The organism is Psychrobacter sp. CX5 (genome assembly GCF_057621535.2).
The window spans coordinates 2,987,247-3,008,127 of the sequence record NZ_CM177735.1; the positions used below are offsets into that span (position 1 = coordinate 2,987,247).

Annotated in this window: 1 protein-coding gene; it reads right to left on the reverse strand. The window is 41.3% G+C overall.

What is annotated here, in order from left to right; translation table 11 throughout:
• Positions 1–41: 41 nt before the first annotated feature.
• Complete coding sequence (locus AC21OG_RS11515; RefSeq protein WP_487376815.1) at positions 42–20,573, reverse strand: immunoglobulin-like domain-containing protein; 20,532 nt, start codon at positions 20,571–20,573, stop codon at positions 42–44.
• Positions 20,574–20,881 lie beyond the last annotated feature (308 nt).

Below are 20,881 nucleotides of genomic sequence, written 5' to 3' on the forward strand. Positions count from 1 at the left end.
TTCATAGCGGGCTGTTTTATTAAAGAAAATTATTTTAGGACTTATAATATATCGTCATTGATTAGTAAGGTGACATCGCTATTAACCGCTTTGTAAACAAAGTAACCGCCTGAGCTACTTGGTGATTCCCATTCTCCGTCTACTAATGAAACACTGTCATCAGCATTTCCCTCAATTTTAAATACGTTATCATTATTGGTTATATTGATAACATCCTGCACAGATATATTTGAAAGCTCAACGGTAGACTCAGTTAAATCTATGGATTCAATATCTGATACATCACTTAGGGTAGTGAAATCAATAACACCAGAAGTAGTAGATGGTATAAGCAATGTATCTTCTCCATCACCGCCGTTAATACTAATGTCAGACGAGTCATAAGTGATTATATCATCACCGGCGCCACCATTTATGGTATCAGCCCCAGCACCGCCATCAATGGTATCGTCACCTGCACCACCATTTACAACGTCATCACCAGCTCCAGCACTAACAATAGTGCTACTATCAGTCGTATTAATGGTATTATTTTCATCGCCAGTAGTGATATCAACTGATTTATTAAGTTTTAGGGTTGCAACTCCTGTTGATTCCGGTCCTAAATCTGGATTACTAGGATCTATAGTTTGAGCCGTATAATTAATGTCACCATTATAATTCTGATACATTATTTGCAAGCTATTTACATCATCAACGCCTATGCCAGATATGGTATAAGCACCTGCTCCATCATTAGCCGATTGATCAAAATTAACAGTCACATTATTAGCTGTCTCACCATTATTAAGCCCAATAACCTCTCCTGAATCGCCAATTCTAAACAACATAGTGTCATTAAACATCTGCCCTGCCTCGGGTGATAAGGTTAGTGTTAACGTTTCACTACCGTCATCATCAATAAGTCGTGTATTGGTATTCAGTTCGACCCATTCGTAAGCAGTACCAGCTGTCTTTTGTTGGTCAAACTCAATAGCATCGGCAACTGGCTTAAACTCTATGTCTACAGAAGTAGTCTCACCTTGTAATCCACCGTCGCTAAGCACTGAAATATCTATAGTTTCTTGACCACTATAGTTATTAGGCGCGATAATTTTAATGACTGGTGTTGGGTTATCTGCAGTACTCGGTACACTCCATGAGCCTAAACCTGTCTTAGTAGCTGACTCAACTGTTCCGTCATCCAAAATATAGACGACGTTAAAATCATCATTTACATTTTCGATAATAAAAGTAGCAGGGTGATCATCTTCATCGGTTTGAACTGTATCGTAGACAATACTCACCTCATTATCTTCATCAACAGCCAATTCTGAATCGTTTGATAATTCTAAAACTAATGTATCTGGACTTGGTTCAACAGTTATTTCGAAATCCTTACGCGAGACTTTGATGGTGGTATCGTGATTTGCAATATCTGAAATTTCCTGATGCACGACATAAGCTTCGACAACTACATTACCGTCTTCATTTGTAGCGGGCTGAAATTTAAAGTTAGCGGACGAAGGATTATTAGGGTCAACCTCCACTTCATAGTAATCGCCTACTAAATCAGTATTTGGTGGATTGCTAACGACGTTTAGTGGATTACCGTTTGTATCTGTTAATACGCCATTGACTGTTGCATCATCAGCAATTTTTAAGTAAACCTTGCCATTAATCACAGTAACGCTACCTGAATCAGCAGTATTAGTTAGATCTAGGGTTAGCTCAATAGGGGTATCTTCATCAATGACTATGTTGTCATCATTTGCTGGATCACTAGGATTAGCTTCGTTGAAGTCCATATAATCAGTTATTGGTAGCACAATTAACGTACTATCATTTGATCCCGGATTACCTATTGGGAAGTCTGCATCAGCAGCGGTAACTGTTTTAGAGTCACCTTCACTGTCTGTTGCCGTAAACGAAATATCTAACGTAACCGCTTCATTGTCAGGATTAGCTGAATCGGTGATATTTGTACTAAAATCTCCTGTCGGAACCAATGTGATTTGACTTAACAGATCCGCAATATCAGAATCTTGAGTTGCATTACCACTTATTAACCAAGTATCACCTTGTTTGGTTACCGATGCTCCAGACACAGTACCGTCAGTATATTCGAGCAACACATCCTCAGGAAGGTTGGTTATAGTGAAGGAGAACGGCACAGAATCTTGATTATTATAAGCAATATCATTAAGTGTACCTGTCACATAATCGCTTAATGGCTGACCTTCTCCATCTTCTATCAGCGTGATAGGTGTCACAGTTAAGTCTGCTATTAAGTCAGGATCCTCATTATCACCACCTGTCGTATTGGTGATTATCGTTAATGGGAAAGTTACTTGAGCAGATCTTTCTGAATCTGGGGCGTCTTGATTGAAAGCTCTCACAGTAATCGGTAAGTCTTCACTACTGTTTACATCATAGCCTGGTTTTATGCTGAACTTGATGTCAACGCTCGCACTGTCCGTGCTATCGATGGTTTCATTAGCAAAATCTACATACCATGTATCACCCGCTTTAATAGCTTCTACATAGTTGCCACTAGCGCCCTCTGCATTCACCTCTACTAAAAGACCATCGGGAACCCCTTTAACCTCTATGCGCGTCAATACTTCAGATCCATCAACATCTGGAGACGTTAGCGTGACTGTTTTGACTACTGCATTATCGTTAACGTCTGTATTGGTATTATCAATGGTTGCAGGATCATCGATTTCATCAGCATTTAATAAAAATGGCGTATCGGTTTTTGGAATGACATTAACCGTATAAACAGCATCTTTAATAGTGTCTTCTTGATAAATTAAGCTAGCGTCGGAAACTCGTTCTGTACTGTATACAGAATCAGTGACTTTATATTGAATATCAAATTGATATACGCCACTACCAGATTGATGATTGACATAACCAGATTCAGAATCATCTATTAAAGCTTCAATTGTAACCTCAGGTAATTCACCATTGCTATCCCTATTTATAACATAAAACCCAGTAGTAGTATCAGCCTGACTACTGTCTATAACGGTACCACCTACCGTGAGCTGAACACCCCTAGCGTCAAGTTGTGCAAGATTCACGGAGACACTTTCAAGCGTTTCAACACCATCTCTTGCATCTTCTGGTGTATCTGTTTTATCGAATGCAGATTCAAAATCCAAAACTACTGGTGCATTTTCATTTTGATCAACGGTTGTATTACCAACGTCATTGTCAGAAGCATCAGGTTTTACAAATATGCTAACTGCTCGATCATTCTGCGCGGTTTCACTTCCGCCTGCTTCTTCTGTACTAATACCTTTGATAACAAAGTCTATGACGCCAGCAAAGTTATCTTCAGTTTGGATATTAACCTCACCCGTTTCGATAGCATCCTTCGTCACTACCCATTTGCGTCCCGCTTCTGAACCCCCTAGGAAAGTAACATCACTGCCAGACATCGTGAAGCGATCATCAAGTCCAGTTATGACATAGGTCACTACCTCCGAACCATCACTGTCGTAAGATACAATATCATTTGACGTATCCGCATCATTATAAGTCGCAAATATAGACTTAAACTCAATATTATTGTTATTGCTATCTACACTTGCTTCTTCTGTGACAATTGCATGGGTGCCAGGGGCAGGATTGTCTATCGTTGAATCATCACTTTGAGTGATCTGATTCAACTCGTCGTTAAGAATTTTGTCTGGGACTTCTTTTACCTTAACAAATAGATTTAAAGCCTCACCCGTAGAGTTAGCGACCCCATCTTCAACAGACTCACCGCTTACTGATAAGGTATAGTCTGTATCATCATTTAATGGAGGAATGAAATACGGCGTATTGGCATTGTCATAATCTACTAACTTAACAGACCAATTACCATCACTTGAATCAGTAACTTCAATGCTTTCAGCAATCCCCGATGAGTTTTTGTCGATTAGTACATATGCACCGCTTAATGGATCATAGACGTATAAAGCGGCACCATCTGGCAAATCGGCAATATTAATGTTAAAGGTTTCTGAACCATCTTCATCTTCTGACTGGGCTTTGATTTTTAGCTTGATACCATTTTCAGGCGCATCTATAGTAGAGTCTGGTATATATGGCGACTCACCATTTGGATTACCATCAGAGCGTCCTGCATCCTCATCCCCGCGAGCTGGTTGAACACTTAACAGAACATCATCAGGCACTGACTCAACGGTTAAGGTTAGTATAGATTCTCCAGATTCGACTTCAGCACTTTTTGCATCGGTATCTTCATCATAGTCTATGGTTACTGCCTTAACGATAATCTGTAATTCACCAGCGTAGTTTTCTGGCGGAATAAATTGCAGAGTCTCAAGTGCTTCAGCAGGGACATCTATACCATCGATGCCTATCGTTTCAATAATAACTTGACCGTCTATCTCATAACGAATTTGAGCACTCGCCGTATTAACGAAGTTACCGCTTTCATCTTTGGTTTGTATCGTTAAGCGAGCAAACGTTTCTTCAGAGTCAGTCGTACCGTCTGTATGATCTTCTGCTCCAAAACTTGCAGTATCATCTTCATTTGACCATTTTTCAGCAAGTGTGAAGCTCCCTTCTTGAGATAAATCAAACCACACAGGCTCTGTACTGCTGACTTTATCATCATCACCATCTTCAAATGCGTTAGTCTGATAGTCATGATTATCATTAATTGCGACATCATTGGTGCCGTCATTGTCACTGTCACTATCGACACTTTCTGCAACTGGAGTAACTTCAATGGTTACATCGAATGTTTTACTATCTGCAATAGGATTATTACTATCAACAGAACCATCGGTAGTTTCTACATAATAGGTTAAATCTATATCAGTGCTACTGTGCGCAGGCGGCGTGATGGTGTAATTAGCTAGAGTAGCTGTATCAAGTAGGTAGTATTCACCATTAACATTTAACTCACTGGTTGTAATGGCAGTACCATCTAAAGCAATCACTGCACCACTTGAAATTAGCGTATCAATTTCAGATTGAAGAATACCAACTTTGGATATTGACTCACTTGAATCTTCATCAGTGACTTCAAATACTGAATCACCATTCGTTTGGGTAAATAAATTGATAGCAGTATCTTCTTCACCACTATCTGGTGTTTCGACAGTCACATCTATGGTTGGATTGACCGTTATATTTAGAGCAACAGAAGTTTCTTCAGATACTATGTTTTGAGTGTCGTCTGCCCCATCCGTCACATCAGCTTCACCATTCATTTCTCTATCTTTAGTTATGAGTGTGATGGTAGCGTCATTAATACTACCTGCAAAATCTTTTGGTGGTGTGATAGAAATAATAGGGTTTGTTGTTTCTTCAACGGTTGTTAGATCGAAAGTCACGACATCCCCATCGACAACTGTTTGGCTAATATTACCAACAACTATCTCTGTACCATCAGGCAAACCTGCAAACTGATACTGATATTGCTCTGAACCATCGTTGTCTGGAAACTGCTCATCAATAATGTCTTTAAGATTTAATGAGGTATCTTCATCAATAATTGCATTAATGGTGTCATTATAACCATCGCTATTGCTATCACTCAGAGTTATATTGTCATTGGTATCATTATCAACTAGGGCTATAGAAGGTTCATCTGTAACCGCTTGCACATCAACGGTTATTGTCGCTGTGGTTTCTATACCATGAGTCTCAAAGTCTGTGGTAATAGGATTACCAGAATCATCAACCTCATATTCGGTTACGCTCATCGTGATATCAAAATTGTTACCACTATTTGCTGGCGGGGTGATTTGTAGGGATTCAAATTGAGCTGTGGTCATCTCTATATCATAGCTCATTTGTGATGCAGAATCTGAGATGTGAACACCATCGTTTAGCTTTATACTAACCTCTCCACTGGTGTCAGTATCGGCATAAACAATGACTTTATTAACGCCATCCATATAGAATAGTTCAGCGCCGTCATCAATACCGCTTAAAGTAATAGCACTTAAGCGCTCGCTACGATCAACGGATCCGCCATTGGTATCATCATTAGGTATCGATGTACCCGTCACATAATCTGCATCATAATTCGATAAATCTGTACTTGCTTCGACTCCTAAATCTCCAATTATCGGTGCTAAAAAGCCTAACGGTGCTGACGTATCTTCTTCGACATAGACAGTATAATTATCATCAACAATCTTAACTATATTTTCATCTATAACAATAATTGGGGCATCTTCTATAGGATTAACTTGAATGGTAGTTTCCAAATCGATTAGCGTACCGCCATCAACGGCTCTTACATTGAAGATGACTTTATTCCCATTATTGGTATTGGCAAAGGTGGCATAGTTTTCTTCGGGGTTAAATTCGAGCGTACCATCACCGTTATTTTTGATAGTACCAACGGCAGTTTCATCTGTAGCACCTACTTTATTACCATTAATATCTATATAGATAGTTTCTCCAGTAGACATCTCATAACTTGCAGACTCATCGTGATTGTAAATTTCTACTTTACCGTTATCAAAGCTTTCAGCAACATTGATAACTAAGACATCTCTACCGTCCTCGGTTTTATCTCCATAATCGGCTTCATTTATCTCAAAATCTAAATCTAAGTTAACTGTCCTGTTTTTGACCTCAACATCAAATGTGTCTTCATCAATAGAACCATCTGCATCGATAACTGCATAATCTAATTTAAATATGATGTTGTCTAACTCACCATCATTGTCGGCATCATTATTGTAATGTCGGATAGTCTTATATAACGTTGCGTCATAACTTAGGGTAGCTGGGTCGATTTCTACTTTAAAGGCGACATTGCTAGCAGATTCATCAAAATCACCTTGGGCATCTACACCATCATTAATAGGTCCTGCCTGAGTCGTTGTTGCATAAATAGTACTATAGTCAATATTGCCCGAACTATCCTCTTTGTAGCGATAATATAGTGGGTTACCATTACTTAAGAAGAAATTAGTTGGCTCCCCATCATCCATTGTGAAATAGATATCAGCAATATCATCTGCATTACCTTGAATATTAAAGGCATTGGTTATAGATACTTCATGAGTACTACGCACACCTGAATCACCAAACAATTCATTTTCATCTAATACAACACTTTCATCGGATACAATTTCAGGCGTTGTATCGGTGACTCTTATCGTTTGCGTGGCACTGTTAGAAATATCACCATCTGCATCAATTAATGTATAACTAAATGAACCATCGTCTTGCAGGTTTGGCGCTGGGTCACGGTTATCAATCGCTTTATCTGCTTTAAAGGTCCATGTGCCGTCTTCGTTAACAGTTAAAGTGCCTGTAGGTGTCAGTAAGGCTGTACCGAAATCTGTAGAATCATTAACTTCATCACCATTTTCATCAAGATAACTAAAATTGTTTATCTGTAAATTGCTATCTGCACCTAAATCATTATCCGTCACATCTCCAGAAACGATTGTGGCTTCATTCGTACTAGCATCTGTGTTGTCAAACGAATCTTCAACAACTTCGACAACTGTATCGTCTATCGCTAATACACCATCGTCTACAATAATGATTTTAAATTGCTGAGTAGTACTGCTGTCTGTATCTTTAAGGACATAATCAATGGGCAATGTTAATGAATCGGTATTTGTCGCATGATCAAGTTGATCTAACAGCTCGAATGTAAATGATTGATCTTCACCCGTGCTATCAGTCGGATTATTGATATTAATAGTAAATACGGCATTACCAGATGTTTGTTTAGTCGCTGTTATAGTATGTCCGTCATTACTAATAGCATACTCGAGACTTTCTCCAGCAGAAGTAAGATTTAACGCATTAAGAGCACTAATGGTCTCACTGTCAGTTAATTGCGTATTACTAATGGCATCTGCACCCTTGATAATATCAAGGTTATGGTTGGCAATTAATGCCTCTTTAACTGAATCTGTGCCATCAGCTAAATCATCTTCACTGACCGTCACTTCTGGACGAAGCGCCGTTGGATTAGTATCCGTTACCGTGATATCAAACGAAGCGTCTGAGGTATCACCATCGCTATCGGTTATGGTGTAAGTAATCTCTTCTACCACACCTTCTAGATTCACCTCAGTTATATCAGAAGTATATTCCCATGATCCATCACTGTTAATAATGATTTCACCGTATTGGGTTGTGACTTCAGTTCCTGTCACACCAACTTGGGCTTCGCCATTAATATCTTTATAACTAAAGGCAGTAATAGTGGTATTAGGTGTGCCTAAGTCATCATTGGTAAGTAAGTTAAGGTTTTGAGAGTCACTGGTGATCGTTACCCCACCTTCAGCAACTTGGGTAGTGTCATTGACCGCTTGCGGTGTGGCATCCACTTTAATGGTGGTTGTCGTCGTGTTGCTATCAAGACCGTTTTTATCTGTTATCACCGTTTTAATAACTCTATCGACTTCACTTGGCGTCGTTGAGTTATTGTCAAATGTTATCGAGTTTATTAAGTCTTGATAGGCTTGCTGGCTTGCATCGCCAGTGATGACAATTTGTGACGTACCATCGCCTGATACGCTAAAACCACTAGGTAACGTACCTAAAGTTAGGCTATCTCCAGCTTCTGGATTAGTCAGCTCAACAACCACTTTGGATACCGTATCGTTGTTATCTATATCAACAATTTCACTTGTATCTGCGATTGCGACAGCATCACCACCTTCAATAAAATTAGTAGTGTAATCAGATGTTGTATCGTCATTACCTGACAAATCTAAAGAAGGCGCATCATTACTACCTTCAATAGTAATGGTTAAGGTTTCTGTGGTTGAGCCATCTGCTAATGTGTAGGTATAGACTTGATCTACCGATTCACCTTCGGCTAGTTGCTGAACAGCAGTACTGGTGTTATCAAGCTCATAGCTATAACTGCCATTGCTATTAAGCGTTAATGACCCATAATCACTTTCATTAGTTGGCGAATTAGTTAAGGTAACTGTTGTACCATTCCCAATTTCATCATTGTCTAACACATTACCTGAGACTTTAGTAATACCATCTTCTTTAAGAGAATTACTATCTGGGTTTGTATTAACATCATCAATAATCTCACCAATGACACTGTCTTTAGAATGTATTTCAACTTTCTCATAGCCACTGTTTGAAGCATCAATAGAGTTGATTTCAAGCAGATAATTCTCTTTACCTTCTATTAAGGTATCATCGACTAAAGTATTGGTTAAAGTTATGGTATTACCTGTCGTTGCGTCAAAAGTTACCTCTGTAAGTTTGCTGTCAGCAGTAAAGTCACTTGCATTAGTGTCATCAAGGAGATATGCCAAATTAACGACGATACTTTGTCCGGATGAGATATCTACTGGTTTATCATTAGCATCAACAAGCGCTAAGGTATGCGTTAAGGTAACGTCATTGCCTTCTGTCTCTGAGGCATTACCAGTAAGCTTAACGGTAACGATATCATTGCTGTCATAACCGTTCTCGTTACTGCTGTCGGTATCGGTGTTACTATTGATGGTGGTAGTCACATTGTTGTTATGCTCTACGCCATTACTGTCTGTATAACCCTCTGTATTGACGGCTTCAAATTCATTCGCCCCTACTTCAGTAATGGTTAACGTATAGTTTTCACCATCATCGGCTAGGTAGTCATCTACTGTTTCAACATTTAGAGGAGCACTTGATTGTCCTGCTGGAATGGTGACGGTGATGGTTTGTCCATTGGTGTATTCGGTGTCAGCATCTTGAGTGGTGCCATTGTTAAAGGTCACTGTCACTTGGGTGTCTTCGGTCACAACGACTGGATTGCCATCGTTATCTAGTAGCTGAACGCTATAATCTGCTGTGTCGCCCTCATCAACTGTGGCATCACCTGTGATGACAGCATAAACGGTGTCATCATTGGTTGCTGTACCATCAACGATTGCTGTGTTGACACTATTTTGCGTGTCACTAACCACGATGGATTCAAGTCCACCGCCTACTGGATTAGAGATGGTTACGGTAAAGTTCTCATCGGTCTCAGCAAGCAGATCATCTACTGCATCTACCGTAAAGGTGGCAGTGGTGTCACCCGCTTTGATGGTAACGGTTTGCGTATTGGTTTCTATGTCACCAGTTTGCGCATTGGTGTAGGTGTATGTAATGTCTACGGTTACATCGGTAACAGGAGCATTGTCTATTTCAACCGTATATTGAGCGTCACCGCCCTCGGTAACACTGGTGTCACCGCTTAGGGTAATGGTGGTGACATCGGTGTTGTCGATAATTTCACCGGTTACGCTGTCGTTATCCGTATCAACAACCACATTCTCGAATTTAATACCACTGCTGGTATCACGTACTGCCTCTATATTTAGGGTGTAGTTCTCTACTCCCTCTTTAAGGATGTCATCGAATGCAGTTTGGCTAAGGGTTATCTCGCTTACGCCATCTGCTGTACCCGTAATGATAATAGTGTCTGCAATTCGATTACCTTCATAGTCCGCATTCACGGTGTCATCACGACTGTATATAAGGTCAACTTCTATGCTTTGACCGTCATATAAATTAACAGCATTGCCATTACTATCCACAAGTTTAAGGGTGTGGGTGAGGGTTGAGTTTGCATCCCCTTCAGTAACACTGGCATTACCATCAAGTTGTACATAAACCGTATCGTTGCTGTTGTAGCCACTCTCAGGCTCATTATTGGTATTGGTGTTGCTTAATATCGTACCAGTGACGCTTTGTTCTTCAGGCTTTGTACTAACCGCAACGGCTTCATAGGTGCCATTGGCTTGAGTCACACTATCAATGCTGACGGTATAAACCTCATCCACTTCATTAAAGTGATCATCATTGGTGCTATTGGTGATAACGGTACTTGATTGACCCGCTTCAATGGTCACGCTGGTTTGTCCAGTGTAATCACTACTGCCATCTGGGTTAGTAGCAACATCGGTGTTGTCATAGATTAGGGTAACGGTAATCTCTTCGCCATTTGCAACCGTCACAAGGTTACCGTCGCTATCGATTAGTTCAACGCTATGGGTGAGTTCCTCTCCTTCTACGGCACTGTTATTAGTGACAATACGGGCGTAAACGGTATCATTGGTGTCTACTGCATCATCAACGATAGCCGTGTTAACACTGTTTTGTGTCTCATCGACAACAATGGATTCAAGTCCACCACCTAATGGATTAGAGATGGTTACTGTGAAGTTCTCATCAGTCTCAGCAAGCAGATCATCTACCGCATCTACCGTAAAGGTCGCTGTCGTTTCACCCGCTTTGATGGTGACTGTTTCAGTATTGGTTTCGATATCACCCGTTTGCGCATTGGTATAGGTGTAAGTGATGTCTACGGTTACGTCAGTAACAGGGGCATTGTCTATTTCAACCGTATATTGAGCGTCACTGCCCTCGGTAACACTGGTATCACCGCTTAGGGTAATGGTGGTGACGTCGGTATCATCAACTATTTCACCGGTCACGCTGTCTTGATTGTCAATGTCGACTTTCTCAAAGCTATTATTCACATCGTTAACGTCAGTGACGGTTAGGGTATAGGCTTCAGTACCCTCACCTAGTAAATCATCTTTGATGGTGTTGATAATATCAGTACTAGATACGCCCTCTGCTGTGCCTGTTATGGTCACGGTGGTTTGTTTACTATCAGCAGTAAAGTCATCGGCATCGGTAGCATCTGAGCTATAGCTTAAAGTAACCTCTAAGCTTTGATTCTCATAAAGCTTCACTGGTTTATCATTAGCATCAACAAGCGCTAAGGTATGCGTTAAGGTAACGTTATCGCCTTCTGTCTCTGAGGCATTACCAGTAAGCTTAACGGTAACGATATCATTGCTATCATAGCCGTTCTCGTTACTGCTATCGGTATCGGTGTTACTGTTGATGGTGGTAGTCACATTGTTGTTATGCTCTACGCCATTACTGTCTGTATAACCCTCTGTATTGACGGCTTCAAATTCATTCGCCCCTACCTCAGTAATGGTTAACGTATAGTCGTCACCATCATCCGCAAGGTAATCGTCTACCGTTTCAACATCAAGAGGTGCACTTGATTGTCCTGTTGGAATGGTGACGGTGATGGTTTGTCCATTGGTGTATTCGGTATCTGTGTCTTGAGTGGTGCCATTTTCAAAGGTCACTGTCACTTGGGTGTCTTGGGTGACTACAACGGCATTGCCATCGTTATCTAGTAGCTGAACGCTATAGTCTGCAGTGTCGCCCTCATCAACTGCGGCATCACCTGTGATAACAGCATAAACGGTGTCATCATTGGTTGCTGCATCATCAACGATTGCTGTGTTGACACTATTTTGCGTCTCATCGACAACAATGGATTCAAGTCCACCGCCTACTGGATTAGAGATGGTTACGGTAAAGTTCTCATCGGTCTCAGCAAGCAGATCATCTACTGCATCTACCGTAAAGGTGGCAGTGGTGTCACCCGCTTTGATGGTAACGGTTTGCGTATTGGTTTCTATGTCACCAGTTTGCGCATTGGTGTAGGTGTATGTAATGTCTACGGTTACATCGGTAACAGGAGCATTGTCTATTTCAACCGTATATTGAGCGTCACCGCCCTCGGTAACACTGGTGTCACCGCTTAGGGTAATGGTGGTGACATCGGTGTTATCTAAAGCTTCATCAACGATTTCACCGGTCACGCTGTCTTGATTGTCAATGTCGACTTTCTCAAAGCTATTATTAACATCGTTAACGTCAGTGATAGTTAGGGTATAGGCTTCACTACCCTCACCTAGTAAATCATCTTTGATGGTGTTGATAATATCAGCACTAGAGACGCCCTCTGCTGTGCCTGTGATGGTTACGGTGGTTTGTTTACTGTTAGCGCTAAAGTCATCGGCATCGGTGTCATCTGAGCTATAGCTTAAAGTAACCTCTAAGCTTTGATTCTCATAAAGCGTCACTGGATCATCATTAGCGTCCACAAGCTCTAAGATATGCGTTAAGGTAACGTTATTGCCTTCTGTCTCTGAGGCATTACCCGTAAGCTTAACGGTAATGATATCATTGCTGTCATAACCGTTCTCGTTACTACTATCGGTATCGGTGTTGCTGTTGATAGTGGTGGTAACATTGTTACTATGAGCAACGTTGTTGTTGTCAGTAAAGCCACTAAAGTCCACGGCTTCAAACTCATTAGCCCCTACGTCAGTGATGGTTAACGTATAGTTTTCACCATCATCAGCAAGGTAATCATCTACCGTTTCAACATCAAGAGGTGCACTTGATTGTCCTGCTGGTATGGTGAAAGTGATAGTTTGTTCATTGGTGTATTCGGTGTCAGCATCTTGAGTGCTACCATTGGTAAAGGTCACTGTCACTTGCGTATCTTCGGTGACCACAACGGGATTACCATCGTTATCCAGTAGCTGAACACTATAGTCTGCAGTGTCGCCCTCATCCACTGTGGCATCACCTGTGATAACCGCATAAACGGTGTCTTCTACGGTTGCTGTACCATCAACGATTGCTGTATTGACACTATTTTGCGTCTCATCGACAACAATGGATTCAAGTCCGCCGCCTACTGGATTGGAGATGGTTACAGTGAAGTTCTCATCGGTCTCAGCAAGCAGATCATCTACCGCATCTACTGTAAAGGTGGCGGTGGTTTCACCTGCTTTAATGGTGACCGTTTCAGTATTGGTTTCGATATCACCGGTTTGAGAATTGGTATAGGTGTAAGTGATGTCTACGGTCACATCGGTGACAGAGGCATTGTCTATTTCAACCGTATATTGAGCTTCACTGCCCTCGGTAACACTGGTGTCACCGCTTAGGGTAATGGTAGTGACATCTGTATCATCAACTATTTCACCGGTAACGCTGTCTTGATTGTCAATATCGACTTTCTCAAAGCTATTATTAACATCGTTAACGTCAGTGATGGTTAGGATATAGGCTTCACTACCCTCACCTAGTAAATCATCTTTGATGGTGTTGATAATGTCAGTACTAGATACACCCTCTTTGCTACCTGTGATGGTAACGGTAGTTTGCTTGCTGTCAGCGGTAAAGTCATCGGCATCGGTGTCATCTGAGCTGTAGCTTACAGTGACTTCTAGGCTTTGACCTTCATAAAACATGACTGGTTTATCATTAGCATCCACCAGCTCTAAGGTATGCGTTAAGCTAACGTCATCGCCTTCAATCTCTGAGGCATTACCAGTAAGCTTAACGTAAACGACATCATTGCTGTTATAGCCGTTCTCGTTACTACTATCGCTATCGGTGTTGCTGTTGATAGTGGTGGTAACGGTGTTGTTATACTCTACGTCATTACTGTCTGTATAACCCTCTGTATTGACGGCTTCAAACTCATCGGTGTCTACCTCAGTAATGGTTAACGTATAGTTTTCGCCATCATCAGCAAGGTAATCATCTACCGTTTCAACATCAAGCGGGGCACTTGATTGTCCTGCTGGAATGGTGACAGTGATCGTATTGGTGTCGTTGTATTCGGTGTCAGCATCTTGAGTGGTGCCATTGGTAAAGATCACTGTCACAACGGTGTCTTGGGTAACGACGACTGGATTACCCTCGTTATCTAGTAGCTGAACGCTGTAGTCTGCGGTTGCACCTTCATCAACTGTAGCATCGCCTGTGATAACTGCATAAACGGTGTCTTCTGCGGTTGCTGTACCATCAACGATTGCTGTGTTGACACTGTCTTGCGTCTCATCAACAACAATGGATTCAAGTCCACCGCCTACTGGATTGGAGATGGTTACTGTAAAGTTCTCATCGGTTTCAGCAAGCAGATCATCTACCGCATCTACCGTAAAGGTGGCAGTGGTTTCACCCGCTTTGATAGTGACTGTTTGCGTATTGGTTTCGATATCACCGGTTTGAGAATTGGTATAGGTGTAAGTAATGTCTACGGTCACATCGGTAACAGGGGCATTGTCTATTTCAACCGTATATTGAGCTTCACCGCCCTCGGTAACACTGGTATCACCGCTTAGGGTAATGGTCGTGACATCTGCGTTATTTGACGCTTCATCAACAATCTCACCCGTTACGCTTTCATTATCAGTATCAACAACCACATTCTCGAATTTAATACCGCTACTGGTATCACGTACTGCCTCTATATTCAGGGTGTAGTTCTCTACCCCCTCTTTAAGGATGTCATCGATTGCAGTTTGGCTAATGGTTATCTCGCTTATGCCATCTGCTGTGCCAGTAATGAGTATAGTATCTGCAATACGGTCACCCACATAGTCCGCATTCACGGTGTCATCATTACTATAAACAAGATCAACTTCTATGCTTTGACCTTCATATAAACTAACGGCATTGCCATTAATGTCCACAAGCTTAATAGTGTGGCTTAATGTACTGTCTTCATCACCTTCAACAACACTAGCATCACCGGTTAACTGTACATAAACAGTATCATTACTGTTGTAGCCACTCTCAGGCTCATTATCGGTATCGGTGTTGCTTAATATCGTACCAGTAACACTTTGTTCTTCAGGCTTCGTACTAACTGCGACTGCTTCATAAGTGCCATTAGCTTGAGTAACGCTATCAATGCTAACGGTATAAATCTCATCCGCTTCGTTAAAGTAATCATCATTGGTGCTATTAGTAATAACTGCACTTGATTGACCCGCTTCAATGGTCACGCTGGTTTGTCCAGTGTAATCACTGCTGTTGTCTGGGTTAGCCGTTATATCGTCATTGTTATAGCTTAGGGTAACCGTGATGGTTTCTCCCTCGGCAACCACTACTGGATTGCCTTCGCTATCGACTAGTTCAACGCTATGGGTAAGATCATCACCTTCTACGGCACTGTCATTGCTGACAATACGAGCATAAACGGTGTCTTCTGCGGTTGCTGTACCATCAATGATTGCTGTGTTGACACTGTCTTGCGTCTCGTCAACAACAATGGATTCAAGTCCACCGCCTACTGGATTGGAGATGGTTACTGTAAAGTTCTCATCGGTTTCAGCAAGCAGATCATCTACCGCATCTACTGTAAAGGTAGCGGTGGTTTCACCCGCTTTAATGGTGACTGTTTCAGTGTTGGTTTCGATATCACCAGTTTGGACATTGGTATAGGTGTAAGTAATGTCTACGGTCACATCGGTGACAGGGGCATTGTCTATTTCAACCGTATATTGAGCTTCATCGCCCTCAGTAACACTGGTATCACCGCTTAGGGTAATGGTAGTGATGTCAGTATCATCAACAATTTCACCGGTAACGCTGTCTTGATTGTCAATGTCGACTTTCTCAAAGCTGTTATTAACATCGTTAACGTCAGTGATGGTTAGGGTATAGGCTTCACTACCCTCACCTAGTAAATCATCTTTGATGGTGTTGATAATATCAGCACTAGATACACCCTCTTTGCTACCTGTGATGGTAACGGTAGTTTGCTTACTGTTAGCGGTAAAGTCATCAGCATCGGTAGCATCTGAGCTGTAGCTTACAGTGACTTCTAGGCTTTGACCTTCATAAAGCATGACTGGTTTACCATTAGCATCAACAAGCTCTAAGGTATGCGTTAAGGCAACGTCATCGCCTTCTGTCTCTGAGGCATCGCCAGTAAGCTTAACGTAAACGACATCATTGCTGTCATAGCCGTTCTCAGGCTCATTATCGGTATCTGTATTGCTTAATATCGTACCAGTAACACTTTTCTCTTCAGGCTTTGTACTGACCGCAACGGCTTCATAAGTGCCATTAGCTTGAGTAACCTCATCAATGCTAACGGTATAAATCTCATCCGCTTCGTTAAAGTAATCATCATTAGTGCTATTAGTAATAACTGCACTTGATTGACCCGCTTCAATGGTCACGCTGGTTTGTCCAGTGTAATCACTGCTGCCGTCTGGGTTAGCCGTTACATCATCATTGTTATAGCTTAGGGTAACCGTGATGGTTTCACCCTCAGCAACCACTACTGGATTGCCTTCGCTATCGACTAGTTCAACGCTATGGGTAAGATCATCACCTTCTACGGCACTGTCATTGCTGACAATACGAGCATAAACGGTGTCTTCTGCGGTTGCTGTACCATCAACGATTTCACTGGTGGCAACGTTGGCGTCATCCGTGGTGCGGGGTGCAACATCTTCAAAGTGGTTGCTTGCATCGATAACGTCAGTAATAGTGGCGACAAGCGGTTCTGCACCCTCTTTTAGAACGTCATCTGTTGCATCTACGCTAAAGGTGGTGCTGTTAGTGCCAGATAAAATAATACTATCTGGTAGTGCACTGGTGTCTTGTCCTGTACTTGCTGTACCCGTCCAATTTAGCACTACTTCTATGTCAGTGCCTGTTGGTACGTCAACAGAATTACCGTCTTTGTCTACTAAGGAGACGGTGTAAGTAAGCTCTCCACCCTCTTCTATGCTGTCTTGGTCGACAGTGATTTGAGCATAGACAACGTCTTTACTGCCCTCTACTTCATCAACTATTTCACCGGTAACGCTGTCTTGATTGTCAATGTCGACTTTCTCAAAGCTGTTATTAACATCGTTAACGTCAGTGATGGTTAGGGTATAGGCTTCACTACCCTCACCTAGTAAATCATCTTTGATGGTGTTGATAATATCAGCACTAGATACACCCTCTTTGCTACCTGTGATGGTAACGGTAGTTTGCTTACTGTTAGCGGTAAAGTCATCGGCATTGGTAGCATCTGAGCTGTAGCTTAAAGTAATCTCTAAGCTTTGATTCTCATAAAGCTTCACTGGTTTATCATTAGCATCAACAAGCGCTAAGGTATGCGTTAAGGTAACGTTATCGCCTTCTGTCTCTGAGGCATTACCCGTAAGCTTAACGGTAATGACATCATTGCTGTCATAACCGTTCTCGTTACTGCTGTCGGTATCGGTGTTACTGTTGATGGTGGTAGTCACATTGTTGTTATGCTCTACGCCATTACTGTCTGTATAACCCTCTGTATTGACGGCTTCAAATTCATTCGCCCCTACCTCAGTAATGGTTAACGTATAGTTCTCACCATCATCGGCTAGGTAATCATCTACGGTTTCAACATTTATAGGTGCACTTGATTGTCCTGCTGGGATGGTGACGATAATCGTATTGGTGTCGTTGTATTCGGTATCTGTGTCTTGAGTGGTGCCATTGTTAAAGGTCACTGTCACTTGGGTGTCTTCGGTGACAACGACTGGATTACCATCGTTATCTAGTAGCTGAACGCTATAGTCTGCTGTGTCGCCCTCATCAACTGTGGCATCGCCTGTGATGACAGCATAAACGGTGTCATCATTGGTTGCTGTGCCATCAACGATTACTGTGTTAACACTATCTTGCGTCTCATCGACAACAATGGATTCAAGTCCACCGCCTACTGGGTTAGAGATGGTTACGGTGAAGTTCTCATCGGTCTCAGCAAGCAGATCATCTACCGCATTGACTTTAAAGGTGGCAGAGGTTTCACCGGCTTTAATGGTGACTGTTTGCGTATTGGTTTCAATGTCACCAGTTTGCGCATTGGTGTAGGTGTAAGTGATGTCTACGGTTACATCAAAGACAGGAGCATTGTCTATTTCAACCGTATATTCAGCGTCACCGCCCTCGGTAACAGACTCAGTGCCTGTTAAGGTGATGGTGGTAATATCAATATTATCTTTAATTAAACCAACCACACTATCATTAGAATTAAACTGCACTGATTCAAAACTATTATTATCATCATTTACTGCTATCACAGATAAGGTATAACTTTCTATACCCTCCTCTAAAAGGTCATTAATCACAGTATTGGTAATCGGAAATTGTGTCAATCCTTCATCAGTTCCATTAATTACCACAGTCGTTATTTTGCTTGGGGACGTCGTATTATCACTTGAATAATCATCTGCAGACGTTAAATCTGGATTGTATGCCAAAGTAACGGTAAGCTGTTGTCCTGTGTATAGAGCAACTGGATTACCTAAAGAATCAACAATTTCTATGGTGTGATTCAGCTCATTATTAGCATCACCTTCAACCACACTATCATTTCCAGATAAACGCACATATACGATATCTTCAGAACTTACAGGGGCATCATCAGTAATGGTAGTTGTAACTGTTACTACATGTTCAGTACCCTTACTATCTGTGAACCCATTTGTACTTACTTGTTCAAATTCATTATTTCCAATAGCAATGATTTCTAAGGTGTAATCTTCACTATCTTCCGCTAAATAATCATCAATGGTTTGAACATTAAGAGGCGAGCTTGAAGAGCCATTTGGTATGGTAACAACGATTTCTTGACCCTCTACATACTCAGTATCCCCATTAACCGTTGTTTGATTAGTAAATTTTACAATGAGATCTGTATCTTGAGTTACGACAACTGGATTACCCTCATAATCAAGTAGCTGAACAGAATACTCAGCTTCACCACCTTCAACGACATTGCTATCACCCGTTATCACAGCATAAGTCGTATCTATAACGGATACTACAGATATTTCAATAGTGGCAGGCGGTGAGATGGCACCATCATCATCGGTGCTGATGTATTTAATCAGGTTTACCAGGCCATTAAAGTTGGGCGCCGGGACAAATTGCAAGCTTGCGGCTTGCTCTGGAGTCAGTACCGTATTGGCGGTAACTTCAACGGCTGCGGTGCCTGCATCGCCATCGTCATCATAGGTTAATACGCCTTGATTCACTGGCGGTACTTGTAAGATGGTGTAGCTTGCAATGGTGCCATCGATATCACTACCGTCTAATACGACGGCAACGGCGGTGTCCTCATCGGTGGTTAGTGCATCATCTTTGGCGGTTGGTGGGTCATTTACTGGAGTAACGTCTATAAAGACAGTCGCCGTATCACTACCACCTGCTCCATCACTGATAGTATAAACAATGGTTGTTGGTCCATAAAAATCAGGATTGGGCGTAAAATTAAGAGTGCCATCTTCATTAATAGTCACTGTTCCATTTGGACTACTGGCATCACTAACAACCAATGTTTCGCCATTGGGACTGAGATCATTAGATAAAACATCAATATTATTAAGAACAGTATCTTCAGCTACCGTATAAACTGGCTCAGCTAGACTGCCATCATCGATAGCATCAATAGGCAGTCTAGGCTCACTGTCACTACTGTCATCATCGTCTAATGCCAATGCGCCACCTGCGAGCAACAAACCACCAAGACCGATAGTCCACCATGGCAGACCGGGTGTCATACCAGATACTAAAGTTACCCATAGTGGCGCTACCATTGGTTCGCCGCCCAAAGCTTGACCTTCTACCTCACCCGTTTCAAGCTGAGTGACATAATCAATGACTTCACCAGTGTCTGGAATATAGTAGTAATAATTACCATCTTCGGCGATACCAACCAGCGCCTGACTCTCATCTTCATAAAAGTCTTCAATAATTAAATCTGATTCTTGACCGTCTACTTCAAATGAAACATGTAAGTCATTGTTGTTGCGTTTGGTAATAATATGGTTAGGAGCAACACCGATAGACTCATCAAAAAACTCATAATTGGCATTTCTGATAGCTTTAATAACAGTGGGTTTATTATCATTTGTTGTTATTAAAATTTGTTCAAATTGTTCAGTATTATTATAGAGTTTTACACTTATTTGTTTCATTTTAGTTTTGTCCCTGCAAAAGCAAATTAAAAATTTAAGATAACTTACCTGTTATCTTAGGAGTTAATACATTTATTGTATATATTAGTTTGAATTAATATAAAAATAGCTTACAACCCAATATTGCTAAATCTAATACTATTCTATTATGAATCTATAATTTAATAAAATCCTAACTAATGAGTTTTTAGGAATAACAAAATAAACGTAACTGGTAAAATCACTATAATATTTGAAGTGGCAGTGTTACTTAAACTGTTGGTAGGCTTAATATAAATAGGAAGATACATATAAAAGTTTAGAATGTG

Excerpts from the sequence above, each read along its gene's own strand:
- AC21OG_RS11515 (WP_487376815.1), bottom strand. The coding sequence starts at position 20,573 with ATGAAACAAATAAGTGTAAAACTCTATAATAATACTGAACAATTTGAA.